Origin of the sequence: Corynebacterium sp., from assembly GCF_030532965.1 — a bacterium.
Taxonomy (GTDB): domain Bacteria; phylum Actinomycetota; class Actinomycetes; order Mycobacteriales; family Mycobacteriaceae; genus Corynebacterium.
Map to the genome: position 1 here is coordinate 11442 of NZ_JAUNKC010000005.1, position 24406 is coordinate 35847.

Annotated in this window: 23 protein-coding genes; 12 read left to right on the forward strand and 11 right to left on the reverse strand. The window is 56.8% G+C overall.

Annotated features, from left to right (window positions below):
• The first annotated feature begins 9 nt into the window (after window positions 1-9).
• On the forward strand, window positions 10-711 hold the full coding sequence (locus Q4D85_RS03755) for an AAA family ATPase (protein ID WP_303198311.1): 702 nt from the start codon (window positions 10-12) through the stop codon (window positions 709-711).
• On the opposite strand, the gene Q4D85_RS03760 is transcribed toward Q4D85_RS03755, so the two are convergent.
• Window positions 708-1997, reverse strand: coding sequence for a nitrate/nitrite transporter (locus Q4D85_RS03760; protein WP_303198313.1), 1290 nt, complete (start codon window positions 1995-1997; stop codon window positions 708-710). The genes Q4D85_RS03755 and Q4D85_RS03760 overlap by 4 nt on opposite strands.
• A gap of 90 nt (window positions 1998-2087) precedes the next feature.
• Here Q4D85_RS03760 and thrC point away from each other — a divergent pair, with 90 nt between their 5' ends.
• The 7 genes from thrC to Q4D85_RS03795 all read left to right on the forward strand — a co-directional run bounded on the left by thrC (window position 2088) and on the right by Q4D85_RS03795 (window position 8483).
• Window positions 2088-3515: a threonine synthase gene (gene thrC / locus Q4D85_RS03765; protein WP_303198314.1), complete on the forward strand. Its 1428-nt coding sequence runs from the start codon at window positions 2088-2090 to the stop codon at window positions 3513-3515.
• Between the two features lie 108 nt (window positions 3516-3623).
• The gene (locus Q4D85_RS03770) at window positions 3624-3797 is read left to right on the forward strand and encodes a hypothetical protein (RefSeq protein ID WP_303198316.1); all 174 of its coding nucleotides are present in this window, start codon (window positions 3624-3626) and stop codon (window positions 3795-3797) included.
• A gap of 3 nt (window positions 3798-3800) precedes the next feature.
• Window positions 3801-4337 carry an NUDIX domain-containing protein gene (locus tag Q4D85_RS03775; RefSeq protein WP_303198317.1) on the forward strand — a complete coding sequence of 179 codons (537 nt, stop codon included), beginning with the start codon at window positions 3801-3803 and terminating at the stop codon, window positions 4335-4337.
• 128 nt (window positions 4338-4465) lie between these two features.
• The gene (locus tag Q4D85_RS03780; RefSeq protein ID WP_303198318.1) at window positions 4466-5386 is read left to right on the forward strand and encodes a hypothetical protein; all 921 of its coding nucleotides are present in this window, start codon (window positions 4466-4468) and stop codon (window positions 5384-5386) included.
• Window positions 5387-5410: 24 nt separating this feature from the next.
• Window positions 5411-5845, forward strand: a complete 435-nt coding sequence (locus tag Q4D85_RS03785) for a DUF2231 domain-containing protein (RefSeq protein ID WP_303198319.1) — start codon at window positions 5411-5413, stop codon at window positions 5843-5845.
• A 65-nt stretch (window positions 5846-5910) separates the two neighbouring features.
• Complete coding sequence (locus Q4D85_RS03790) at window positions 5911-7266, forward strand: Na+/H+ antiporter family protein (protein ID WP_303198320.1); 1356 nt, start codon at window positions 5911-5913, stop codon at window positions 7264-7266.
• A gap of 221 nt (window positions 7267-7487) precedes the next feature.
• Window positions 7488-8483: a hypothetical protein gene (locus tag Q4D85_RS03795; protein ID WP_303198321.1), complete on the forward strand. Its 996-nt coding sequence runs from the start codon at window positions 7488-7490 to the stop codon at window positions 8481-8483.
• Between the two features lie 59 nt (window positions 8484-8542).
• On the opposite strand, the gene Q4D85_RS03800 is transcribed toward Q4D85_RS03795, so the two are convergent.
• Both Q4D85_RS03800 and glnA read right to left on the reverse strand, forming a co-directional pair.
• On the reverse strand, window positions 8543-8881 hold the full coding sequence (locus tag Q4D85_RS03800) for a zinc ribbon domain-containing protein YjdM (RefSeq protein WP_303198322.1): 339 nt from the start codon (window positions 8879-8881) through the stop codon (window positions 8543-8545).
• Between the two features lie 131 nt (window positions 8882-9012).
• Window positions 9013-10449, reverse strand: a complete 1437-nt coding sequence (gene glnA, locus Q4D85_RS03805; RefSeq protein ID WP_303198323.1) for a type I glutamate--ammonia ligase — start codon at window positions 10447-10449, stop codon at window positions 9013-9015.
• Between the two features lie 216 nt (window positions 10450-10665).
• On the opposite strand from glnA, the gene Q4D85_RS03810 reads away from it, so the two are divergent.
• Complete coding sequence (locus tag Q4D85_RS03810) at window positions 10666-11139, forward strand: RDD family protein (protein ID WP_303198324.1); 474 nt, start codon at window positions 10666-10668, stop codon at window positions 11137-11139.
• A 91-nt stretch (window positions 11140-11230) separates the two neighbouring features.
• Here Q4D85_RS03810 and Q4D85_RS03815 read toward each other — a convergent pair whose 3' ends face one another.
• The 3 genes from Q4D85_RS03815 to lipB all read right to left on the reverse strand — a co-directional run bounded on the left by Q4D85_RS03815 (window position 11231) and on the right by lipB (window position 13992).
• Window positions 11231-12016, reverse strand: coding sequence for a DUF4191 domain-containing protein (locus Q4D85_RS03815; protein ID WP_303198325.1), 786 nt, complete (start codon window positions 12014-12016; stop codon window positions 11231-11233).
• A 101-nt stretch (window positions 12017-12117) separates the two neighbouring features.
• A complete protein-coding gene (gene lipA, locus Q4D85_RS03820) occupies window positions 12118-13164 on the reverse strand; it encodes a lipoyl synthase (protein ID WP_303198327.1) in 1047 nt (348 codons plus the stop codon).
• A gap of 60 nt (window positions 13165-13224) precedes the next feature.
• Window positions 13225-13992: a lipoyl(octanoyl) transferase LipB gene (gene lipB / locus Q4D85_RS03825; RefSeq protein ID WP_303198329.1), complete on the reverse strand. Its 768-nt coding sequence runs from the start codon at window positions 13990-13992 to the stop codon at window positions 13225-13227.
• Window positions 13993-14169: 177 nt separating this feature from the next.
• Here lipB and Q4D85_RS03830 point away from each other — a divergent pair, with 177 nt between their 5' ends.
• Together Q4D85_RS03830 and Q4D85_RS03835 are read left to right on the forward strand one after the other, a co-directional pair.
• Window positions 14170-14715, forward strand: a complete 546-nt coding sequence (locus tag Q4D85_RS03830; RefSeq protein WP_303198330.1) for a TetR/AcrR family transcriptional regulator — start codon at window positions 14170-14172, stop codon at window positions 14713-14715.
• Window positions 14716-14740: 25 nt separating this feature from the next.
• Window positions 14741-15100, forward strand: coding sequence for a DoxX family protein (locus Q4D85_RS03835; RefSeq protein WP_303198332.1), 360 nt, complete (start codon window positions 14741-14743; stop codon window positions 15098-15100).
• Between the two features lie 306 nt (window positions 15101-15406).
• Here Q4D85_RS03835 and gcvH read toward each other — a convergent pair whose 3' ends face one another.
• The 4 genes from gcvH to sucB form a co-directional block, all read right to left on the reverse strand.
• The gene (gcvH, locus tag Q4D85_RS03840) at window positions 15407-15793 is read right to left on the reverse strand and encodes a glycine cleavage system protein GcvH (RefSeq protein WP_303198333.1); all 387 of its coding nucleotides are present in this window, start codon (window positions 15791-15793) and stop codon (window positions 15407-15409) included.
• Between the two features lie 52 nt (window positions 15794-15845).
• Window positions 15846-16943, reverse strand: coding sequence for a glycine cleavage system aminomethyltransferase GcvT (gcvT, locus tag Q4D85_RS03845; RefSeq protein ID WP_303198334.1), 1098 nt, complete (start codon window positions 16941-16943; stop codon window positions 15846-15848).
• A 26-nt stretch (window positions 16944-16969) separates the two neighbouring features.
• Window positions 16970-19846: an aminomethyl-transferring glycine dehydrogenase gene (gene gcvP, locus Q4D85_RS03850; RefSeq protein ID WP_303198336.1), complete on the reverse strand. Its 2877-nt coding sequence runs from the start codon at window positions 19844-19846 to the stop codon at window positions 16970-16972.
• A gap of 274 nt (window positions 19847-20120) precedes the next feature.
• A complete protein-coding gene (sucB, locus tag Q4D85_RS03855) occupies window positions 20121-22202 on the reverse strand; it encodes a 2-oxoglutarate dehydrogenase, E2 component, dihydrolipoamide succinyltransferase (RefSeq protein ID WP_303198338.1) in 2082 nt (693 codons plus the stop codon).
• Between the two features lie 128 nt (window positions 22203-22330).
• Between sucB and Q4D85_RS03860 the strand changes: the two genes are divergently transcribed.
• Window positions 22331-22717 (forward strand): oxidoreductase, encoded by a 387-nt coding sequence (locus Q4D85_RS03860; protein WP_303198340.1) that lies wholly within the window; start codon window positions 22331-22333, stop codon window positions 22715-22717.
• An 88-nt stretch (window positions 22718-22805) separates the two neighbouring features.
• On the opposite strand, the gene Q4D85_RS03865 is transcribed toward Q4D85_RS03860, so the two are convergent.
• The gene (locus Q4D85_RS03865; protein WP_303198342.1) at window positions 22806-24287 is read right to left on the reverse strand and encodes a leucyl aminopeptidase; all 1482 of its coding nucleotides are present in this window, start codon (window positions 24285-24287) and stop codon (window positions 22806-22808) included.
• Window positions 24288-24406: the final 119 nt, after the last annotated feature.

The window sequence follows — 24406 nt, forward strand, 5'->3', positions numbered from 1 at the left end:
CCCTGAATAATGTTTGTTACTCAGATACGGGTCGATGCCGACGTCACCGGATACGCCGCGCAGCTTCCGGTGACGCGGCATTTAAAAAGCATGGGCGGGTTGCAGCTGCGTGCGCCGGTCACCGTGATCGTGGGGGATAACGGGGCGGGTAAATCCACGCTCTTGGAGGCGATCGCGGTCGCGATGAACATCAACCCCGAGGGCGGCACAAAAGCGCTGATGAACTTCAATTACGCGGAAACCGAATCGCAATTGGGGCAGGCGCTGACCATTTCGCGGGCGCAAAACCCTCCCAGGTCGGCGTTTTTGCGGGCGGAGACGTTTTTCAATTTCGCCACCGAGTTTCGTCGTAACGCGGCGGTGGACCCGTTGCTGCACGAACGTTCCCACGGTGAAGGGGTATTAAAGTTCCTGGAATCGTTGTGGAAGAAGTCCCACTTTATGCTTTTCGACGAGCCCGAGGCGGGACTATCCGCCATCGCCCAAATGGCGTTGCTGGCGCAGATTTACCACGCCGCCGAAGCGGGTTCACAATTCATCATCGCGACTCATTCGGCGATCCTGCCGGCTATTCCTGGTGCCGATATTGTGTGCATTTCCGAGAGCGGGATCGACCGCATCGCGTATGAAGAATGCGAGTCGGTGGCGGCGACCAAGGAATTTCTCGACAATCCGCACGAGACGGCGCAGTTTATCTGCTTTCCGGATTAACCCTCAGCGGCAGTGCGAAGCGGGGTGGCGCGCCTGTTAACCAGCCACCGGGAGTAAACGAAGCCCACCATGCCGATCGCCCACACGCCGATAACCGCCCACCAGGCGATGCGGAATTCTGACCAGCCGTGCGGTTGGGCGAATTGATCCAAAATAATTCCCACCAATTGCCCGGCGACCATTGTGGAGATAAACCCGCCCATATTGGCAAAACCGGTGGCGGTGGCGACAACCTTATTGTCCACGGATTCCCGGATGGAGTCGAAGCCGAAACCCGACGCGGGGATCAAAAGTGCTAAAACCACAGCCCAAATAAAGAGCCAGCCGACGGAAGGCGGGGAGGCGGGGAGGAAAAACGCGATCACGACCACGCCATTAAGCCCGGCGACCGCCAGGGAAAACGATTCCCGCCGTCTGCCCATACGTGCGGAAATCACACCATGAAGCGGCCCGGAACACACCGAGGTTACGGCGATGACGCTGAGCAGCGTGCCGATCGTCGTCACGCTTAAACCCATGCCCAGCTTCATCAACGGTGTGCCCCACAGCAGGGAAAACACGGTTAAGAGCACCATATTGGTCCAGTGTGTAAATAATCCTTGCCACACCACCGGATCGCGGACCACGATGGATAACGCCTGGCGCAGCGGGACGCGGGATGTGCGGCTTACTTGTGGGGCTGGCTGGGGTCGGTCGCGCACAACCGTAACGGCGGCTACTGCCACGATAATCCCGCAGGCCCCCAACCCCAGGAACGCGGTGGTCCAACCGGCGGCACCTAGCACAGCCAGAAACGGCACTGCCGAAATGATCTGCCCCAGTTGCCCCATGGTGCCGGTGATCTGCGCGAAGACGGGTGCCTTGCGTAGCGGAAACCACTGCGGCAACAGCCGCATCACCGATAAAAACGCGGTGGTGTCGCCCAAGCCGATTAACACGCGGGCTGCGACTGCGACCTGGAAACTCGTGGTGAGACCCATAATCACCTGGCCGAACGCCATTAACACCGCGCCGGAAAACAGCAATTTCCGCGGCCCGAAGCGATCAATGACAATGCCAGCCGGGACCTGCGCGAGCGCATACACACCAACCTGAACTGTAATGAACAGCGCTAGTTGGCTAGCGGCCAACCCGAAGCGGTCAATCGCGGCGACACCCGCGACGCCAAACGATGTGCGTCCGGCCACCGCCATAACGTAAACCGCGCAACCACACAGCCATACCGCCAGCGCCCTACCGGAGACGGTGGTTGGCGCGGCTGACGTGGATTGTTTTGAAGTGCTCACAAGAAAAACATACTCAACGAGCCCGGCTCGGTGAATTATTTGCCCCCGGTGAAACCGTAGTTTCAGCTAGAGCACGCTAATCTAGTACCCGTGCACTATATTTCAACACGCGATAAAACCAAGACCCCTGCAACGTTCAGCGACATTCTGCTAGGCGGGCTCGCCCCCGACGGCGGCCTATACCTGCCGGAAGAATACCCGCAGTTGACACCAGAGGTTCTGAGTAACTGGCGGGAATTGCTTACAACGCAGGGCTATCACGCGCTTGCGGCGGAAGTATTGAAGCTATTTATCGACGATATTTCCGAGGCGGACATCGAAGCCATGTGTGCCCGCGCCTATCGGACCCCGACGTTTTCTAACGACGAGATCGTTCCGGTAACCAAACTGCAGGATGGGATATACATCGGGCACCTATCCGAAGGGCCAACCGCCGCCTTTAAAGACATGGCCATGCAGCTTTTAGGCGAGCTATTTGAATACGAACTCGCCCGCCGTGGTGAAACCCTCAATATTCTAGGGGCCACCTCCGGCGATACTGGTTCGGCCGCCGAATACGCGATGCGGGGTCGAACCGGGATTAAGGTTTTCATGCTCACCCCCAAGGGGCGCATGACACCGTTCCAGCAGGCACAGATGTTTGGTCTGGCCGACGACAATATTTTCAATATTGCGCTCGACGGTGTTTTTGACGATTGCCAAGACGTGGTCAAGGCAGTCTCCGCCGACGCGGACTTTAAAAACAATAACCGGATCGGTGCGGTTAACTCCATCAACTGGGCGCGACTGATGGCCCAGGTTGTCTATTACATTTCTTCCTGGTTGAAGATCACCGACACCAACGACCAAAAGGTGTCGTTCTGTGTGCCGACCGGAAACTTCGGCGATATTTGCGCCGGGCATATTGCAAAGCAAATGGGACTGCCGATCGACCGGCTTATCGTTGCCACGAACGAAAATGACGTGCTTGACGAGTTCTTCCGTACCGGCGAATATCGAGTTCGCTCGGCGGCCGATACCCTTGAAACCTCCTCGCCGTCGATGGATATTTCCCGCGCCTCCAATTTTGAGCGATTCATTTTCGACCTTCTTGGCCGCGACGCGGAACGTATCGCCGACCTCTTTGGTACCCAAGTGCCTACCGGTGGTTTCTCACTGGTGGCGGACCCGGCGTTTGCAATCGTCCCGACCCGGTACGGCTTCCTTTCCGGGCGCTCGACCCATGCCGACCGGGTAGCGGTGATTAGGGATTGTTTCGAACACTACGGTGTCCTGATTGATCCGCACACTGCCGACGGCGTCAAGGTTGCGCGGGAATGGCTCGACCAGGTGGATTCGCCGATCGTGTGTTTAGAAACCGCGCTACCGGTGAAATTCGCGGAAACCATCACCGAAGCCACCGGTGCCTTCCCGCCGATTCCAGAACGGTTCGCTCACGTTTTAGACGCCGAACGCCACGTTACCGATCTGCCCAACGATGTGGACACGGTGAAAGAATTCATCGCTGAGCGCTTATAGGTCGTCGACTAGCGCCTAATCAGCACGTAGAACGCCGACCGATGGACCCGCATGCGTTGCCGGTCGCGCTAAGTAAAACACCAAGAAAACTTGGAGATAGGGAAGAAGATGGCACAAGAACGATCCGCCGGAGCGGAGTACTTTACCGAATTTAACCCAGAAAAATTCGCCGAAGAATTTACGAAGAAAATGATGGCGGAGTCTGCCCAGTCGGAAACCAGCTCCGGCGAAAGCACCAGCGATGCAGCCGAAAGCTCGGATGGATCGGCAGGGGAGAATTAACTCATGGCTACTCCAGATTTCATCGTGGAATTACGCAAAAAGATCGGCAACGATCACCTCTGGCTGCCTGGTGTCACGGCGGTCATTATCAAAGACGTGCCCGAAGGCGCGCCGATCACCGCTGTTCCGGAAGTTCTGCTGGTCAAACGCGCCGATAACGGTGAGTGGACACCAGTTACCGGAATCGTCGATCCGGGCGAAGAACCTCACGCCGCTGCGGTTCGGGAGGCGAAGGAAGAGGTCGGCCTTGACATTAAGGTGGAGGCGCTATTGGGGGTTGGGGCTGTAGGTCCTATCACCTACGAAAACGGCGATGTTTCCAGTTATATGGACACCGCGTTGCGGTGCAGCGTTGTCGGTAGCGACGCCGCCTTCGTCAACGACGACGAAAGTCTTGAGGTGGGGTGGTTCTCGGTGATGCAAATGCCGCCGATGAAACCTCGGTTCCGGCTCGTTGTTGGCGATGCAGTTGCACAGCTGCGGCGGCCGGAGGGTTTTCGCCCCCGCATGGGCTACGTCAAGCGCGATCGCACCCGTTAAACGGCGCTATTTTCACACATTCGGGATGCTCGTTTCGCCTTGTGCGGTGATGATTTCCGGATGAGCTGAGCATTAAAGTCTTTTTAAAGACCATCAATGTGATCTGTGCAACCAGTAGGATCGGGGCTATGGAATTTTCACAGATGCTACTTTCACGATCACGGAACCAGCAACCAGCACGGCGATTCTTCCTGTGGTGCTGTGTGGTTGCGGTTCTCGCCGTTTCGGTTATCGTGGCACCCCGACCAGCGACTGCAGCCCCGGTGGCTATCGGTGCGGTTCCGCCACGAACCAGTGTGTCTGTGATCGATGCCGGTGGGGCGCTGATTAGCTCCCCGGCGGGCAGCCAGCCGCGCAGTTCGTTATCCCTATCGAAGCTGTACCTCGGATATTGGGTGCTGCGCAACGGCGATATCGCGGACAAGGGCATGGTGAACGAAATGATCCGCTCCTCACACGATGGAATTGCGACCACTCTTGATCGGAAATACCCGCATGCCATCAATGCGATTATCGGGGAATTCAGGTTGCGGGATTCTAGCTACCGGGGTTTCTGGGGCACCACTCTTACCAGCACGAATGATGTTGCCCGTTTTGTTCACGCCATTCGCTTCGACCCCATTGCCCTGCCCCTGATTGACGGGATGACCAGGCCCGCGCCAGTGGCGGCGGATGGGTATCCGCAGAATTTTGGTACCGCGACGCTTCCAGGTGTGATGGGTACGAAATTCGGTTGGGCGGACGCCCGCAATGCTCATGCTTCCGTGAGCTTCGGCGTAGGTTTTGTGGTTGCCGCGCACACCGAAGGAAGAGCCGCCGATCACACTGCCGACGTCCAAGCGTCGGTCACCGTGGGGCCGCAGCTGCCAGTTGCCACGCCGCCGGTGATGATGCCGCTGGTTCCCGGTAGTTCACCGGAGATTCCGATGCTCAACGGTTCGCAGATCAAAGCCGAATTTGGGTGCGCGGCCCCACCGGAGGTGATGAATCTGATCCCGAATGAGATTCATGTGCCGCAGGCGGTGACCCAGGCTATGCCGCGGTGTTAGCGCCGCCGTGTAAAATCCTGTTGCATGCAGCTTCCTTTGCACCCATTGGTGGTTCACGCCCCGGTGTTATTGGTGCCGCTGGCGGCGGTCGGCCTCGTGTTGTGGGTGCTCATGCCGCAGTGGGGTTACCGATTACGCTACGGGCAACTTGTGGTGAGCGGGGTAGGGGTGGCAACGGCGCAGTGGGCGAAACTCACTGGCGTTACGTTGCTGGAAGATATCGGATTGACCGTGGCGGAACCGGGTGATGTTGCGGATCATTTGTGGTGGGGAAGTGTTCAGGTTATAGCCGCTGCCAGCGTGTTTCTGTGTTCGTGTCTGCTGTGGTGGTTGGCGGTGAATCAAAAGCCTGGTTTCGTCGCGGCGGCTGCACAATTGCTTAGCGTGGTCTGCGGGGTTATTGCGTTTGGGGTGACAATCGCCGCAGGTCACTCGGGTGCGGAATTGGTGTGGGGTTAGTGCTTTTCGACGATTCACCCCAGCTCGCTTACTAAATAGATGCTGTAGCGCGTATATTATGCAATATGAATGCCGTTCTCATCGCAGTCGTAGTCATGCTGGTATTAGCAATGGTGCGCGTCCACGTTGTCCTTGCACTTTTCATCGGCGCTCTTGTCGGTGGCCTTCTCAGTGGTATCGGTTTCGACGCTACGATGGTCGCGTTCCAAGATGGTCTTTCCGGTGGGGCAAAGATTGCGCTGAGCTACGCCTTATTGGGGGCTTTCGCCATGGCGGTCGCAAGCTCCGGCCTGCCACAATTGCTTGCTCAGGCGATTCTCAAACGCATTGGTAACCAGTCAGATACTGTGGCCAGCCGTGCAGTCGCGGTAACCAAATGGCTGATGGTGGCCGGAATCTTGGCGATGTCGATGATGAGTCAGAACGTCATTCCAGTACACATCGCGTTTATTCCGCTGATTATTCCGCCGCTTCTGGGTGTGATGACCAAGCTGCGCCTGGACCGTCGACTCATCGCCTGCGTTCTTACCTTCGGCTTGGTCACCACGTACATGTGGATTCCGGTCGGCTTCGGTGCAATCTTCTTGAACGACATTTTGTTAGGCAATATCGAAGCAGCTGGAATGGATACCTCTGGTATTAATGTCATGCAGGTTATGTCCATTCCAGCAATCGGAATGTTTTGTGGTCTGCTCATCGCCGCGTTGTTCTCCTACCGCAAACCACGGGACTACGCGACCCAAGACGCGGCTGAATCCGCCGAAGAGAAAACGTTGGTGGTGTCGCGGTACAAGATTAGCGTAGCGATCGTTGCGATTATCGCCACTTTCGTTATTCAGGTTGTGATGCAATCCTTCGACCTTGAGGCGGATTCGTTGTTGATCGGTTCGCTCAGCGGCCTGGCGATCTTCATGCTTACCGGGGCAGTGAACTGGCGCGAAGCCGACGACGTGTTTACCACCGGCATGAAAATGATGGCGCTCATCGGTGTCATCATGATTACCGCCCAGGGCTTCGCTTCCGTCATGAATGCAACGGGTGAAGTGGAAAGCCTGGTCAATTCCTCCGCCGCAATATTCGGTGGCAATCAAGCCCTTGGCGCGTTGGGAATGCTGTTGGTGGGCCTAGTCGTGACGATGGGCATTGGTTCCTCCTTTTCGACACTGCCCATTATCGCCGCGATCTACGTTCCGCTATGTGCTGCACTGGGCTTTAGCCCGGCGGCCACGGTTGCGATCATCGGCACTGCAGGTGCGCTGGGCGATGCCGGTTCACCAGCGTCGGATTCGACCCTGGGCCCGACAGCTGGTTTGAATGCCGACGGGCAACACGACCACATCCGAGATTCGGTCATCCCAACCTTCATTCACTTCAATATTCCGCTCATCATTGCCGGTTGGGTAGCCGCGATCGTTTTATAAGATTTTTGTGAGTCGGACTTAGGTAAAAACTTCCGTCAACAATGGGGCCGCTACCGGCAGTCTCATTGTTATTCATGGAAATTTACCAGTGCATTCGTCTGGATCGGACTCCTTTGGCAACCTTTACTGGACCGAAAAGTGACGCGTGATTTGCATAAGGTAGCCCATTTGCGGCTATTATGTTAATGAAATTTAAGCTAAATTTCAGAAAGGTTTATGCAATGTATAAGAATCTGCGATTGATTCTCGCCACCTCGTGTGCGGCAGCAGTGGCTTTGAGTGGCACCGTGCCAGCTAACGCCTATCAGGAATATGTCTCCACCACCGTCACCGTAACCCGAGGCGACAACGGAGCGGCCGTTTGCTCCTACTCGGACTACAAGACTACGGTATCCTCAGAAAAAGAGAAAGTAGTTGCGGCTGAACTCGCTGACTACTCCAACGTTGCGTTTTTCATGATCGCCGACCGGCTGGGAATCGATGACCAAGAATTTTACACCTGGTTGGGAACTGACGATGCAGAACTGCGGAAACCTCTCGATGCTGCACTCGAAAAGCATGGATTCAATCAACAAGAAAAGACTGACTTGCTCGATGTTCTTTCTGCTATATACTTGGCCGCAGGTGCAGAAGCCGACCAATTTGATGGTGTACAGCGGCAGGGAATCTATAATGACCTGAACGCTCAAGGTAACTCCGCTCAAGCTGCGGCAGCGCTGTACGCTAAGAAGATAAAGCCTATTGATGATCTGAAAGCTATCGTTACCGCTGCCGAAGCAGGCCAAGGCGCTAAAAACTACGTTCAAGGCATTGAGGCATACAAAGTGATTCTCAAGTGGACTGAGGCTTCGAACGCACCAGCGCTAAAGGCACTCAAAGAATGCCAGACCAAGGCCGCTGAGTTGGAAGCTCAGAACCCGCCAGCCCAGGGCAGCCAGACCTCTGCTACCCAGACTCAGCCATCTGAGACCAAGACTCAGCCGAGCAGCACCCAAACCCAACCGTCTGAAACCAAGACTCAGCCGTCTAGCACTCAGAACCAAAAGCCTTCTGAACAGCCGGGTGATAAGACGGAACCAGCTGATAAAGGTTCCTCCAAGCCTGCAATCGCTGGCATTGTTGTTGCAGCTATCGCTGGCCTCGTTGGCCTGATCGCGGTTGCCGCACCAATGTTGGCAAAGATCTTCCCACCGTTGGCCGCATTGTTAGGTCGCTAATGACCTAAACGGATTCGGTAACTAAAAACCTGGTAGAACGTCGTGTTCTACCAGGATTTTTATACCTTTTTCACCACGCTGGATTTCAATTGCATGGCCCCGAAACCGGGGATTTTGCATTCAATGTCGTGGTCGCCTACCCCTTGAACCAACCGGATTCCACGAACCTTGGTGCCCGCCTTAATTGGTTGGCTTGCTCCTTTGACCTTGAGCGTTTTAACCACCGTCACGTCGTCGCCATCCGCGAGGGGATTTCCCACCGAATCGCAGATCACGGTTTCGGCTTCGGCCTCTTCAGAGGACCACTCGTGGGCGCATTCAGGGCAAACTAACAGCGGCGGCATTTCGTAAGTGTATTCCGAGGTGCATTCCGGGCATGGGGGCAACAGATCAGTCATGGAAAGCTACTATACGCAGCGTCAAGTGCAGATACCAAGCGGGAGCGGTAGGGGAATAGGCGAACGTGGGGGCGTCGAAAAGCAAACCCCACGAGCAATAGCATTCGTGGGGTAGCAATGGTGCGCAGAAATTAGCAGTCGAAATACAACTCGAATTCCTGCGGAGTTGGCCGGAGCCGGACTGGGTTTATTTCCTTGTCGTACTTGAGCTTGATGTAGGTGTCAATCAAATCCTCGCTGAATACGCCGGTGTCGGTGAGGAAGTCGTGGTTCTCCGCCAACGCCTGCAGCGATGCCTCCAGGGAGGTTGGGGCCTGCGGAATGGAAGCAGCTTCCTCCGGCGGCAATTCGTAGAGGTCCTTATCCACCGGTGCGTGTGGCTCAATGCGGTTCTTGATGCCGTCAAGGCCGGCGAGCATCATAGCGGCGAAACCGAAATACGGGTTGCCCGATGGGTCCGGTGCGCGGAACTCAATTCGCTTAGCCTTGGGGTTGGAACCGGTGATCGGGATACGGATCGCTGCGGACCGGTTACGCTGCGAGTACACCAGGTTGATTGGGGCCTCAAAGCCCGGTACCAGTCGGTGGTAGGAGTTCAACGTTGGGTTGGTGAACGCTAGAACAGCGCCCGCGTGGTGCAGGATACCGCCGATGTAGTAGCGGGCAATGTCGGAGAGACCAGCGTAGCCGGACTCGTCGTGGAAGAGCGGCTTGCCGTCTTTCCACAAGGACTGGTGCGCGTGCATACCGGAACCATTGTCGCCCGCGAGCGGCTTTGGCATGAACGTCACGGTTTTGCCGTTGCGGTAGGCGACGTTTTTGACGATGTACTTGAAGGTTTGCAGGTCGTCGGCGGCGTGCAGCAGGGTATTAAACCGATAGTTGATTTCCTGCTGGCCACCGGTGCCGCACTCGTGGTGGAATCGTTCGATCTGAAATCCCGATTCGGCCAGTACCCGGGTCATCTCGTCGCGGATGTCCTGGGTTTGGTCGTATGGCGGAACAGGGAAATAGCCGCCCTTCATGCGGTTTTTGTAGCCCCGGTTGAGTGAACCGTCGAGGTTTGTTTCCGCGCCCCGGTTCCACCAACCTTCATCGGAGTCCACCTCGTAGAAACCGGCGTTGGCTTCGGTGGCGTAGCGTACGGAATCGAAAAGGTAGAACTCGGCTTCGGCACCGAAATAACAGGTGTCGGCGATGCCGGTGGAAGCCAAGTACTCTTCGGCTTTCAGTGCAACGGTGCGGGGGTCGCGGCTGAATGGTTCTTGGGTGAATGGGTCGGCCACGAAGAACTTGATGTTAAGGGTTTTTGCGCGTCGGAATGGGTCGAGCTGGGCGGTTGCCAGGTCCGGGATCAGCGCCATGTCGGATTCGTCGATGGAGGTGAAACCGCGAATGGAGGAACCGTCGAACGCTAAGCCTTCGGCGATGGCGTCTTCGTCGAGAATGCTAGCGGGAATGGTGAAATGTTGCTCACTACCTGGGACGTCTGTGAAGCGGACGTCTACAAACTCGACATTCTCATCGGTGATAAATTTCAGTACCTCGTCGGCTGAGTGAAATGCCACGGTTACTCCTCATGTGGGCAAAATATTTACCGCTTGATAGTGGGTGAAAGTTCTTTGCTAGCTTAAGCGCCATCAACCTGCAGTGACGGCTACAACTTGCCAAAGAAGCACATAAAATGTTAACTCACGCACCGGTACGTGACCAAAACAACTGCCGGTACGTGCCCCAATTTTTTGGTGCGGAGAAAACCACGGATACCCGCTAGATTAGTAGGCATGGCGAAAAGCAAAAGAAGCTGGCTTGACGGCCCGGAAATCCCGGCGGAATATGACAAGGGCGGCCCCGGCCGGTGGCCTGGCGAAAAGTTGGGGCTGCCGAAAGAAGGACCAGGCGCATTAGCCTCGGTTGCGCGCCGCAGCGTCGGGGTTTTGATCGATTGGGTGATGTGTTGGATTGTGGCCGGTTTCATTCACATGTTTACCGATGTTTTTGGTGGGGTGGCCACCCTGACACTGATTCTGTTTATCATCTTAGGAATCACCTCAGTGGCGATCTTTGCCCGCACCCCGGGTCAAGCCTGGCTGGGCATGGGGGTTGCGCGTGTCGACGATAGAAACGCCCGAGTCGGACTGGTTCGGGCGATAGCACGCACCCTGTTCACCATCTTCGTATTGCCAGCGGCAATGGTGGATACCGATGGTCGGGGCATGCACGATCGGGCCACCGGAACTGCAGTCATTCTTGGCTGATCGTTGTAAATATCGCAGCCCAATCGGAAACACAAAAAACCTGCGCGAACTGTGTGGTAGACAGTCGCGCAGGTTTTATCGGTTTAGAAGGCTATTTGGCTTTCTTCTGGCGTTCCGCGGTACGCCGTGCCCGGCGGTTCATGCCGGATACTTTACCGCCCTTTGGAAGTGGGCCTTTGGGTAGGCCAGCTGCCTTGTGCTGATCGGCGGTGTCCATTGCTTCGATACGCGCGGCGATTTCGTACACTTCGTTCTTGTTGTACTTGCGGTTCATCTTCACCATGGTGGATTGCAGCTTCCGCAGCGGTACTTGGCCTTCGCCGTCGCCGACGATCAAGGTGGATACCGGAACGCCAGGGGCCAGGCGATTAAGCCGCTTCTTTTGCTGCTCAAACAGCGGCTTGAGTCGGTGCGCTTCGCCCTCACCAACCAAGACGATGCCGCAGACGCCGACGACTCGGTGGACGAAATCCATGTGGGTGGTGGAAGCAACCGCGGCCTTGGTGCGCCATGCGACACCGAAGCCGGAGCGGAGGTTTTCCAGAGCCCAACCAGCGGCACCGGGTTGATCGGCGGCGCGGTCGTAGACGCTGTTTTGCAGCCTGCGGCTAAAGACCCACATCGCCACGGCGATACCTAAAAGAAGGCCGGTAACCAGCATGAACCACTGGCCGTTCCACAGCAAGCCGATGAGGAAGAACACCAGTCCGGTTCCGAACACGGACAGCAGCATCAATGGAACAAGCAATTTATCTTGTTCTTTTTGAATTTTGAATGCTTGCCAAATCTGTGCCCAGTTTTGGCGGCGGGCGGCGCGTTTCGCGGCGCGTTCTTCCTTCTTTGCGGCTTTAGCCGCCTGCTTGTTGTCAACAGCCATGCTCATTACCTTAGTTGGGGGATTCGATAAATGGAATTGGACTATAACGTAAGCCGCAGCCGGAGGAAACAACCAGGCTGCGGCTCATTCGTGCCAGGGGACTACCTGGAAGAAACCACTGGGGTATCCGCAGACGCGCCATAGCGATCCAACAGGGTGGACGCTTCCTGCGCAGTGGAACCCTGGGCGGTCTCGGCGAGGTGACTTAAGTTTTCCGGTAATTGCTCGCCCCGGGCAGCAAGCGCCTCAGCATAGAGCTTGCCCGCGCGATAGGACGACCGCACCAGAGGGCCGGCCATGACGGCGCCGAATCCGAGCTCGTAGGCGAAATCGCGGTGCTCGATGAATTCTTCCGGCTTCACCCACCGGTCGATCGGATGGTACTTCGGACCGGGCCGTAGATACTGGGTGATGGTGATGATGTCGCAGCCAGCCGAATGCAAGTCGGTCAGGGCATCGCGGACTTCCTCCACTGTTTCGCCCATGCCTAAAATCAGGTTCGACTTGGTTACCAGGCCGAAGTCGCGGGCTTGGCGGATAACGTCGAGGGAGCGATCGTAGCGGAATGCGGGTCGGATGCGTTTGAAAATCCGGGGCACCGTCTCAAGGTTGTGGGCGAAAACTTCCGGGCGTGCCTCAAAAACTTGTTGGAGCAGCTCGGGGCGGCCGGAAAAATCGGGGGTGAGATTCTCAACACCGGTGTGGGGGTTAAGCTCGTGGATTTTCCGAACGACCTCGGCATATAGCCACGCGCCTTCGTCTTCTAAGTCGTCGCGGGTAACACCGGTGATGGTGGAATAATTCAGTTCCATCTCCCGCACCGATTCCGCGACTCGGCGGGGTTCGTCCCGGTCAAGGGGTTCGGGTTTCGCGGAATTAATCTGGCAGAAGTCGCACCGCCGCGAGCAATTTGCGCCGCCGATGAGGAAGGTGGCTTCCCGGGATTCCCAGCATTCGTGGATATTGGGGCAGCCTGCCTCCTGGCAAACGGTATGCAAGCCGGAACCAGCAACGCGTTTTTTAATGTCTTGGTATTCCGGCCCGGTTTTTACCGAGGTGCGAATCCACCGAGGTTTTGCTTCGATTGGGGTTTCCGAGTTGCGGACCTCAATGCGAAGCAGCTTACGTCCATTTGGTGCTGTAGTCACACTTAAGCAATGTACTAGGGGTGGGCGGAAATGGCGAACAATTAAACCACTGGTTAAGGTTTAGCTTTTCGACGCCCCACTGTGCGCAGTGATTTTGGTGGGATCGGGGGCGGAGGCGAAGGTATGGTCGGCCACGACCAGGCGGCCGGAGAAGGCGTCGTCAAGCGCCTGGAGAGCGGGTTGGATCATCTCGGCGACGGTTACGTCGCGGCCCAATTCTTTGCTCAGGGTTGTCACGCCCGCATCCGAAATCCCGCAGGGGATGATGTGGTTGTAGTATTCCAGCGTGTTATTGCAGTTAAGCGCCAAGCCGTGCATGCTGACCCCCTTGGTGATGCGAATGCCCAGGGCGGCGACTTTGCGGTGGTCGGCTGGGGTGGCACCGGGAATCCATACGCCGCTGCGGCCTTGAATCCGGCCGGCGTCGATAAGCCCGGTGCGGCGAACGATCTGAATGAGTGCCTCTTCCACCCGGCGGACGTAATCCACAACGTCGATGGGATCTGCGAGTTTAATAATCGGATACATCACTAACTGCCCCGGCCCGTGCCAGGTGATGCGGCCGCCCCGATCAACGTCAATGACTGGCAACCCGTTGGTGGGACGGTCTTCCGGCTGGGTGCGTTTGCCCGCGGTATAGACCGGTGGGTGTTCTAGCACCAAAACCGTGTCGTCCATTTCATCGGCGGCGCGCTTGGCGGCTAGTTCTGCTTGGAGATCCCATGCTTCCTGATAATCAATCGTTCCCAACAGGCGAACGCCCAATGGCGTTTCGGTGTGCCGGATGGATTGATCGGCTGGAAAGAATGGTTTCCGGGGGGCGGTCACTGTATGACACTCACTTTCACGCTGGTACATGACGTTATAAGCGCACCCGTTAAGTGCGCACTGTGGAAATTGTAGCTTTTTCGTATCTGTCATGTTGGCGGTTTGGTGGTTTTTGATATTCAAACCAGCTAATGTTGAACACGTTCAGTGAACGTGTTTAGTTTTTAGGTGATGATTATGTCTCGCGATAAAAAACGAGAAGAAACTCATGCGCGGGTAATAGCGGCTGCCGATGACCTGATGTGTACAAAGGGTTTCGCCGCAACCACTATTCGCGACATAGCGCTTGAGGCGGGAGTAAGCGTGGGCACGGTGATGACGGTGGGCGATAAAAACACGCTGCTGGTGCAGGTTTTTGAGCACTATATCCGCATGATCCACGCGGGCCGCACGCCGGTTCGTAGTGCGGATCCGGTGGCTGAGTTGCTGTCGCTGGTTGCGCCGTTTGTGGAGCTCTTTATCAGTCGCATTGACCTTGCCCGGACCTATGGCGGGATCATCGTGATGGGTGGCGGGGGAACGGAGTTATTTGGCGTAATTTCCGAGCAATTAATTTCAGAATTTCAAGTCGTGTTGGCGGGTAACCGGGCGCAAGCGCTCGCGTGTTATCACGCCTATGTGGGGATCGTCTTGACGCTATCGACGAAGAAAGTCGAAACGGTAGCCGAACTCATGGCCGAAATCGAGGCGGATTTTCGAACCATCACAGGGAAAACAATGTAATTAACCAGGAGCAATGGAGGAAAAAATGGATGTCGTATCGTGGATGTTTGTGGCCTTAGGCGTGACGATGGCTGGCGATGTTGTCTTGTGCCTCAAGCCGCCTACATTTATTCGGGAATGTATTGCGGGGGTGAATTTTCCCAGCGATTGGTCGTGGGCTTTGCTCGTGGCAAAGGGGTTAGCGGCGATTGGGTTGTTCTTAGGGGTGTGGATTTCTGAGTTTGGCGTTGCCGCTGCTAGCGGGTTGGTAGTCTATTTCGTCTGTGCTTTGATAGCACACCTGCGCGCTCGATTTACCGCGCATCCGTCCTTTCTGAGCTGCGTGTTCATGCTGGTTTTTTCGCTGGCTGTGGCAGTATGCTCTGCTGGCCTCGTACTCTTCTAGCGCTGGCGGTGATTGCGGCAGAGGCAGGTTGGGACGTTTGCTGCACGCAAGGTATTTCGGTTCTTGCTATTGGTGTAGTGGATCTCATAAGAAATAAATATGGACGACATGTAGGGTTTGCAGATCTATTTATTCCCATGTGGTCACTTCTGCTACCACTTACATGTCGTCATGCAAAATTTCTTATATGTAGCTTGCGGGGATAAAGCGCAATCAGAAAGTGCAACCGATAGGCATTTATGGAAAATACGCAAGCCTCCGGAAAAATCCGGAGGCTTGAATAGGTAAAGCTTGGGTGGTGTGGGACTAAACGCCGTTTGCTGCCGCGTACTCCTCAGCAGTCATGAGCGAGTCAACGGCGGTGACTTCCACCTCAAAGAGCCAGCCTGCGCCAAATGGGTCGGCATTGATGACGGAATAATCGTCATGAACGGACTCATTGACAGCGGTGACGGTGCCGGTAACCGGAGAATACAAGTCGGAAACGGACTTGGTGGACTCCACCTCGCCGCAGGTTTCGCCAGCTTCAACTTGATCGCCAACCGCAGGAAGCTCAGCGAATACCACCTCACCGAGTCGCTCGGTGGCGACAGAAGTGATGCCTACTTTCACGGTGGTGCCGACGGCATCGTCGACCAATGCGTCGATCCATTCGTGTTCGGCGGAATAGGAGAAATTCTCAGGCAAAGACATGACATGTGGCCCTTTCTTTAGGTAGCACTCTTCGGTTGAATTGTAGCGTGATTTACGCACGCTTTCGCGAATAAAACGGAAGCGCAACCACTTCAAACGGATAACGCTTACCGCTGATCTCAGCTTCTAACGCGGTGCCGATTTCGCTGTGGGCTACATCAACATAAGCCAAGGCGATAGGGTGACCGAGGGTAGGGGAGGGCAGTCCGGAGGTGACCTCACCGACTGCCGTGCCGTCGGCGTCGAAAAGCGCCGCGTGGGAGCGCGCCGCCCGGCGGCCGGACGACGTCAACCCCACCAGCACCCGTTCCGGCGAAACCTCAGCTAGGGCGTCTTTGCCTATAAAGTCTCCTTCTTTGGCAACCAAGACACCTAAGCCCGCGTGAAGCGGGGTGGTTTCCAGCGTCAGCTCATTGCCGTATAGTGGCATGCCAGCTTCAAGCCGCAATGAATCCCGGGCAGCCAATCCACACGGCACCAATTCATGCGCATCGCCTGCGGCAATGATCTTTTGCCACAGGTCGGTTGCTTCCTCTGCCGGAATGAACAGCTCGAAACCGTCCTCGCCGGTGTATCCGGTACGGGCAAGAAGGACATCGTGATCGGCGATCACAGCCGGAACTGCGGCGTAATACCCCAGCTCAGTCACAGCCTGTGGGTTGGCAGCTAGTTCTAAAATCAATGCCTGCGCATTGGGTCCTTGAACCGCGATGAGCGCGGTGGTGGCGGAGGCGTCGTTAAGCACGACGTCAAACCCTGCGGCGCGGTCTCGCAGTTCCTTGACCACCACGTCGGCATTACCGGCGTTAGGGACAACCAAGAATGTATCTTCAGCGGTGCGATAGACAATGAGATCATCAATAATCCCACCCGAAGCCGCGACAATCATGGTGTACTTGGCCTTGCCAACTTTGATCGTGGATAGCCGAGAAATCAACGCGTAATCCAAAAACGCACCAGCATCCGGCCCGGATACCCAGACCTCGCCCATGTGGGAAAGATCGAAGATCCCGCAGGTTCCCCGCACCGCGCGGTGTTCGGCCAATTCATTGCCGTATTTCAATGGCATATTCCACGGGCCGAATGGGATGAATGTTGCCCCTAGTTTATCATGCTCCGCGTGCAGCGGAGATTGGCGCAAATCAGTCACGTAACAAACCTTTCTTGTTAGCCGGTCTAGTTGTCGTTTTCCGTGATATCGAAGGCGGAAGGCGGCGGGCAGGAGCACGCAAAATTGCGGTCACCGAACGCCTCATCCATCCGGCGTACCGGTGGGAAATACTTCAAATCGCGCCGTAGTGACGCCACTGGATACGCTGCCTGCTGCCGGGTGAATGCGTGGTCCCACTCGTCGGCGGTGACGCTTTGTGCGGTAAACGGCGCGTGGTGAAGCACCGATTCCTCGTAGGTGACCGTGCCTGCGGCGATCTCATCGATCTCGGCACGGATGGCGCGCATCGCCGCGATAAACCGGTCAAGCTCGGCTTTATCCTCAGACTCGGTGGGCTCAACCATCAGCGTTCCCGCAACCGGGAAGGACAGCGTGGGGGCATGGAAACCATAATCAACCAGGCGCTTGGCAACATCGGTTGCCGAAACCCCAGTTTGAGCCGCCAAATCACGCACATCCAGGATGCATTCGTGGGCGACCAGATTATTCGCGCCGGTGTACAAAACGGGGAAAGAATCATGAAGCTCAGCAGCGACGTAATTGGCAGCCAAGATGGCATTCGCGGTTGCATCTTTTAGCCCCGCACCACCCATCATGGCGATATACGCCCACGAAATCGGCAGGACACCGGCCGATCCGTACATCGCACCGGAGATCGGCACGCCAGTATCGGTGGGGGTTTCTTCTTTCGGATTGGTGCCAGTGGCATCGGTAGGCAGGAATGGAACCAGATGTTCCCGCACCGCCACCGGGCCAACACCCGGGCCGCCACCACCATGCGGAATGGTAAAGGTCTTGTGCAGGTTCAGATGCGACACGTCACCACCGAACACACCAGGCTGGGCGATACCGGCAAGCGCATTGAGGTTAGCGCCGTCGATATACACCTGTCCGCCCACCTCATGCACCTTTGCGCACACTTCGCGGACGGTGTCCTCGAAGACGCCGTGCGTTGACGGGTAGGTGATCATGATGCCCGCCACGTGTTCGCGGTGCTTTTCCAATTTGGCATCCAAATCCGCCACATCGATGGAGCCGTCCGGGGCGGTGGCGACAACCACGACCCTAAGGTGCGCCAGGGTGGCGGAGGCAGCATTGGTGCCATGCGCGGATTGTGGAATCAAAATGATGTCCCGCTGATCGTCGCCGCGCGACAAGTGATAGCGGCGGATGGCCAAAAGGCCAGCTAATTCGCCCTGCGAACCTGCATTAGGCTGCACCGACACTTTAGCGTAACCGGTGATCTCGGAAAGCCAGCCTTCCAATTCGCCGATAAGCGCCTGCCACCCTTCGGTGAATTTCTTAGGCGCATAAGGGTGAATATTGGCGAATTCCGGCCAGGTGATCGGCTCCATGCCGGTCGTCGGATTGAGCTTCATGGTGCATGACCCCAGCGGAATCATCGTGCGATCTAGCGCCAAGTCCTTGTCTTTGAGCAGCCGCAGGTAGCGCAGCATTTGCGTTTCCGAATGCACGGAGTCGAAGATCGGGTGCGACAGGGTGGCATCGGTGCGCTGCAATCCGGACGGGAATTCCCGTCCGGTGCGGTCCGCCGGGGCGTCGTCAAGCGAAGCGCCAAACGCAGCGGCGAGCTTTTCGACGTCCGCAACCTCAGCGTCCTCACCGAACGCGACCGAAACCTTGTCCGCGCCAATCGGGCGAACCAAATAGCCGTCGTCCGCCAGCTGGTCGGTGATCGCCTGCGCGGCACCCGGCACCACAACGGTGACAGTATCGAAGAAACTCTGGTGAGCGATCGTGCCACCGGAAGCCTCAATCGCGTGGGCGAACCGGCTCGCCAAATCGTGAACCCGCTGCGCAATCGCCTTCAACCCCTCAGGGCCGTGCCATACCGCATACATTGACGCACACACCGCTAACAACGCCTGCGCGGTGCAAATATTAGACGTCGCTTTTTCGCGACGAATGTGCTGTTCCCGGGTCTGCAGCGCCAATCGGTACGCCGGATTTCCGGACGCATCCACCGACACACCGACGATGCGGCCCGGAAGCTGCCGCTTTAACGCGTCGGTGACCGACATGAATGCCGCATGTGGCCCGCCGAAAAACAGCGGAACGCCGAACCGTTGCGACGAGCCAACCGCAATATCTGCCCCCAACGAGCCGGGCGAAGCCAATAGCTGGAGCGCAAGCAAATCGGTAGCCACCGCGGCCAAACCACCCCGGCCGTGGACATCATCAATGATCGGGCGAATATCGTGGACATCACCCTCAGTTCCGGGATATGCGAGCACCACTCCGACGATGCTTTCGCCAACGAGACCGGCGCTAAGATCCGCGATTTCTACTTCCAACCCGATGGCGCGGGCCCGCTCAGCGGCAACGCCTAACACCTGGGGGTGCAACCGTTGATCCAGGACAACCCGGTTGCCTTTCTTATTCACCCGAGCCATAAGCCCCACGGCCTCGGCGACGGCGGAAGCCTCATCAAGCAGCGAAGCATTAGCGATCGGCAGACCGGTCAATTCCGAAATCATCGTTTGGAAGTTCAGAAGCGCCTCAAGCCGCCCCTGGGAAATCTCCGGCTGGTAAGGGGTATAAGCGGTGTACCAGCCCGGATCCTCTACAACATTGCGGCGAATCACCGGTGGGGTGATGGTCCCGTAGTAGCCCTGGCCGTAAAACGGCTTGAGAATAACATTGCGGTCAGCATAGGACTTCAGTCGGGCAAGCGCCTCGGTTTCGGTTAAGGCCGGGCCGATCGCGGGTGGGGCATCGGATCGGATATCGGCCGGTACGGCAGCATCAACCAACGCGTCGATGGATGGGTAGCCAAGCCGTGCAAGCATCGCCACCCTTTCCGCCTCATTGGGACCTATATGCCGGTCACGATAACTGGACAAGGAAAGTGATTGCGTCATGGTGGCGACGGTCTCCTTTAGTAATTCACGGGTATAGCGCTCACAATGGTACGTGATAGAGATCATTATGCCACGGCTTTGTCGCCGCCATCGCACAATGATGGACGACGTTCAATTTCCCTCGCCAACCAGCACACAATCATCGGGTGGCGTGCATAAAACTAGCCAATCGAAGCACTCGCACCCTTAAGAACGTTTCCCATGCCGGGCGAACACGCAAAAGTCGGTGCCACATAACGTGACACCGACTTTCTAAGCTACAAACTACGCCAGATTAGAGAGCAAGATCGTCTGCGAAGTTTGCGGTTTCCAACCGATCCTTGATGGTGGCGGTGAAGCGGCCAGCATCAGCACCGTCGACCACCTGGTGATCGTAGGTGAATGGCATGTAGCACATCTGGCGGATGGCGATTGCGTCCACGCCGTCCTCGGTGACAACCACAGCGCGCTTTTGAATAGCTGCGGTGCCCAGAATGCCAGCCTGCGGCGGAACCAGGATCGGGGTATCGGACAGCGCACCCTCGGAACCGATATTGGTGATGGTGAAGGTTGCACCCATCAGATCCTGTGGCTTGAGCTTGTTATTGCGGGCGCGATCCGCCAGATCGACGATCGTCTGAGCGATCTCTGGGAAGGTCAGATCCTGCGCCTTGTGGATGACCGGGGTGAGCAGGCCACGTGGGGTGTCCACCGCGATAGCGACGTTCACGTCAGCGTGGTAGGTCATTTCCTTGGTCTCAGCGTTGTACGACGCATTGACATTCGGGTGGGAAACCAATGCCTCAACGGCAGCCTTGACAAAGAACGGCAGGTAGGTGAGGTTAACCCCGTACTTCTGCTGGAAGCCCGGCTTGGATTCCTTACGCAGCTCCGCGATCTTGGTCATGTCGACCTCTTGCAGATGGGTAAGCTGTGCGGAAATCTGCAGCGCTTCCACCATCTTCGCGGCGGTGATTTCCCGAATCCGGTTCACCTTCGCGGTGGTGCCGATCAAGGCAGCCTTCTCCGGATCAACCGACTTGGTGGACCAGTTCGCCCGTGGGCCAGTAGCCGCAGGTGTTGAAGATTCTGCCGGTGCTTCACCGCTGGCTGCGGCGAGAACATCCTGCTTGCGGATACGGCCACCGATGCCGGTTCCGGTGATCTTGGTCAGATCAACACCGTGCTTCTCGGCAAGCTTGCGAACCAGTGGCGTGACATACGGGAGGTTGTCGCCCGATGCTGCCGGAGCGGCAGGCTTCTCGTGCTTTTCGACGCTCGGTGCTTCAACCTTCGCGGCTGGTTCAGCTGCTGGTGCTTCGACCTTTGCGGCTACTTCTTGCTTGGCTTCCGGTTCTTCTGGCTGCTCAGCTGGTGCTGGGGTTGGTGCAGCTGGTGCCGATGCGGCTGGTTGTGCGTTCTTGTCGCCGATGCGGACGATGACTTCGCCGACGTCGACGGTGTCGTCTTCGTTGAAGAGGATTTCCAGGATGGTTCCGGCGACGGGGGATGGGACTTCGGTGTCGACCTTGTCGGTGGAGACTTCCAGGAGTGCTTCGTCGACTTCGACGGTGTCGCCGACGGACTTCAGCCATTGAGTGATGGTGCCTTCGGTGACGGATTCGCCGAGTTCGGGCATGACCACGTCAGTAGCGGCACCGCTTGCTGCTGGTGCTTCAACCTTCGCGGCTACTTCTTGCTTGGCTTCCGGTTCTTCTGGCTGCTCAGCTGGTGCTGGGGTTGGTGCAGCTGGTGCCGATGCGGCTGGTTGTGCGTTCTTGTCGCCGATGCGGACGATGACTTCGCCGACGTCGACGGTGTCGTCTTCGTTGAAGAGGATTTCCAGGATGGTTCCGGCGACGGGGGATGGGACTTCGGTGTCGACCTTGTCGGTGGAGACTTCCAGGAGTGCTTCGTCGACTTCGACGGTGTCGCCGACGGACTTCAGCCATTGAGTGATGGTGCCTTCGGTGACGGATTCGCCGAGTTCGGGCATGACCACGTCAGTAGCGGCACCGGTTGCTGCTGGTGCTTCAACCTTCGCGGCTGGTTCAGCTGCTGGTGCTTCGACCTTTGCGGCTACTTCTTCTGTAGCTGCTGGTTGCTCAGCAGGTGCGGATTCTGCGGCAGGGGCTTCGCCTTCTTCGCCGATGATGGCGATGACTTCGCCCACGCCAACGGTGTCGTCTTCTTGAGCGCGGATCTCCAATAGCACACCGGCCACTGGGGAAGGGACCTCTGTGTCAACCTTGTCGGTGGATACTTCTAACAGGGGTTCGTCTACCGAAACTGTGTCACCGACGGACTTCAGCCACTGGGTAATTGTGCCTTCGGTTACTGATTCGCCCAGTTCGGGCATCACAACGGAGTGCGCCATTGTTGTCATGACTCCTAGTAAATCTTGTTGTGGAAAGTCTTAATACCTTTAAGAGAGTACCTGCTTTGCGCCCATAATGTGACTTTCAAGGTAAAGGAAAAGAATTTTTCCCCCTACAATTGTAATCTGTGTTCAATTTCTTCGGCCGCAAAGGCACCAAATCTAACCTCAAACCCGCACGTGGACCGGGTGAAACGGTTCGGGAAGCGGATTTAGCATATTTGAAACAATGGGTGGTCGATCATGCGATCGTGGAAGCTTTTGTCGAGCCAGAAACCCTCGTGAATGAAATGTCCGTAGTACTTGTTGATGTGACTGGAGATTTCACCCGGCGGCGGATCGGCGGGCCTAAGGGAATCGATGTCATTGCCAAGGAACTGAACGTGCCAATTTACGACGTCGAGGAAACCGGTTACCCCCAACGCATGCGGGAAAAAATTGAGCGCGACCGAATTCTGCGGAAACGGGAGGAACAACGCCAACGCCGTGAGAAATTCGAGCGGGGCGAATACTAAAACCAGCTACCCACCACTGAAGCAAAAACAGTGGTGGGTAGCTGGTTTGTGCCCTAAAGCGGGGCGGCGGTGGCGCGTCGAAAAGCAATTACAGCGATTGCAGGAATGCCACGAACGTGCGAACCGGAACGCCGGTGGCGCGCATCGGGGTGTAACCGTAGACGGCGCTGGTGTTAAACGATGGACCCGCAATGTCAACATGGGCCCAGGTGATGCCGTCGCCGACAAATTCTTTGAGGAAGCAACCAGCCGAAAGCATGCCGCCGGAACGCTGCGGGGTGATGTTACGGAGGTCAGCGACCGGGGATTTCAGCGCCTCAGCTAGTTCCTCCGGCAGCGGCATGGCCCACGCTTGCTCGCCGACGTTTTGGCCGAAGGTCGCCAGTTGGGCAGCGAAATCGGCATCACCCATGATGCCGGAGGTGCGGTCGCCCAACGCGATGATTTGGGCACCAGTAAGCGTTGCGGTGTCGATCAGATAATCCGGGTTTTCTTCCGAAGCCAGGGCGAGGGCATCGGCTAACACTAACCGTCCTTCGGCGTCGGTATTGAGCACTTCGGTGGTGGTGCCGTTGTAGTGGGTTATCACGTCGCCGGGGCGGAAAGCCTCGCCATCGGGCATGTTCTCGGCGAGTGCCACTGTCACGGTAACCGCAATGTCGAGCTTCAACCGGGCAGCCGCAACTGCCGTTGCGATGACTGCGGCGGAACCACCCATGTCAGAGATCATGTGATCCATGTTTGCCCCTGGCTTCAAGGAAATTCCGCCAGTGTCGAAGGTGATGCCCTTGCCGACGAACGACACGTGTTTCTTTGCCTTCTTCGGCTGGTAGCGCAGCTGCACCAACCGGGGCTTGCGGGCGGATCCCATACCGACTGCGAGGATTCCGCCGAATCCCTGCTTAATGAGTTTCTTTTCGTCGCGGATATCCACATCCAAGCCGTAGGTCTTTGCGATTTCCGTGATGACAGCCGTATAGCTTTCCGGATACAGGTGCGAGGATGGGGCATTAACCAGGTCGCGAGCCAGATTCACTGCTTCGGCGGCGATGAGTCCGCGTTCGAACTCTTCTTTAGCTGCTTTACCCTCGCCCAAAACAATGATGGTGCCTACTGGGGTGGAGCCTGCCTCAGATTTCTGGCCGGTGTAGGAATACGCACCCAAAACGGAACCTTCGGTGACCGGCTGGATGCCGAAGATTCCCAGCGTGGTTACCGCAGTCTCTACGTCTTTGAGGGAGCGGGCGGCTACGGCGCTGGCGCGGCGCAGGGTTTCGTCGTCAAGCTTTTCGCTGTCGCCGAGGCCTACCGCGACAATGAAGTCAGCGTCGACTCCTTCGATCGCTGGGATTCGGGTGATTTCCTCAGCTTTTCCGGTTGCTCCAACAGTGCTGAGGAGCTCCCAGATACTAACGTCGATGTCTTCCGAAAACTGCCCGGAGGCTGCGAGTTCCAGTCCGTCCTCGCCTTTAAAGACCGGCACCAACAGGGCGTCGTATGCTTTGGGGAGTTTCTTAGCAAAGGTCACGGTTGTCGCCGTGCCGGTTGCAGGCAGTGAAAGTTCTTTCACAGGGATACATCCTTTCGGAAGTAAAAAAGGGGGTTAGTAACAACCTATCTAGGGTATCGAAAAGCCCTATCGGAAGTCGATGTGGCTAAAAACCGCAGGTTAATCGGTAATTTGTGTCG

Excerpts from the sequence above, each read along its gene's own strand:
- Q4D85_RS03790 (WP_303198320.1), top strand. The coding sequence starts at position 5,911 with ATGAATGCCGTTCTCATCGCAGTCGTAGTCATGCTGGTATTAGCAATG.
- Q4D85_RS03780 (WP_303198318.1), top strand. The coding sequence starts at position 4,466 with ATGGAATTTTCACAGATGCTACTTTCACGATCACGGAACCAGCAACCA.
- Q4D85_RS03755 (WP_303198311.1), top strand. The coding sequence starts at position 10 with ATGTTTGTTACTCAGATACGGGTCGATGCCGACGTCACCGGATACGCC.
- Q4D85_RS03800 (WP_303198322.1), bottom strand. The coding sequence starts at position 8,881 with ATGACTGATCTGTTGCCCCCATGCCCGGAATGCACCTCGGAATACACT.
- Q4D85_RS03785 (WP_303198319.1), top strand. The coding sequence starts at position 5,411 with ATGCAGCTTCCTTTGCACCCATTGGTGGTTCACGCCCCGGTGTTATTG.
- Q4D85_RS03795 (WP_303198321.1), top strand. The coding sequence starts at position 7,488 with ATGTATAAGAATCTGCGATTGATTCTCGCCACCTCGTGTGCGGCAGCA.
- Q4D85_RS03830 (WP_303198330.1), top strand. The coding sequence starts at position 14,170 with ATGTCTCGCGATAAAAAACGAGAAGAAACTCATGCGCGGGTAATAGCG.
- gcvP (WP_303198336.1), bottom strand. The coding sequence starts at position 19,846 with ATGACGCAATCACTTTCCTTGTCCAGTTATCGTGACCGGCATATAGGT.
- Q4D85_RS03810 (WP_303198324.1), top strand. The coding sequence starts at position 10,666 with ATGGCGAAAAGCAAAAGAAGCTGGCTTGACGGCCCGGAAATCCCGGCG.
- Q4D85_RS03815 (WP_303198325.1), bottom strand. The coding sequence starts at position 12,016 with ATGGCTGTTGACAACAAGCAGGCGGCTAAAGCCGCAAAGAAGGAAGAA.
- Q4D85_RS03775 (WP_303198317.1), top strand. The coding sequence starts at position 3,801 with ATGGCTACTCCAGATTTCATCGTGGAATTACGCAAAAAGATCGGCAAC.
- Q4D85_RS03835 (WP_303198332.1), top strand. The coding sequence starts at position 14,741 with ATGGATGTCGTATCGTGGATGTTTGTGGCCTTAGGCGTGACGATGGCT.
- gcvH (WP_303198333.1), bottom strand. The coding sequence starts at position 15,793 with ATGTCTTTGCCTGAGAATTTCTCCTATTCCGCCGAACACGAATGGATC.
- sucB (WP_303198338.1), bottom strand. The coding sequence starts at position 22,202 with ATGGCGCACTCCGTTGTGATGCCCGAACTGGGCGAATCAGTAACCGAA.
- Q4D85_RS03770 (WP_303198316.1), top strand. The coding sequence starts at position 3,624 with ATGGCACAAGAACGATCCGCCGGAGCGGAGTACTTTACCGAATTTAAC.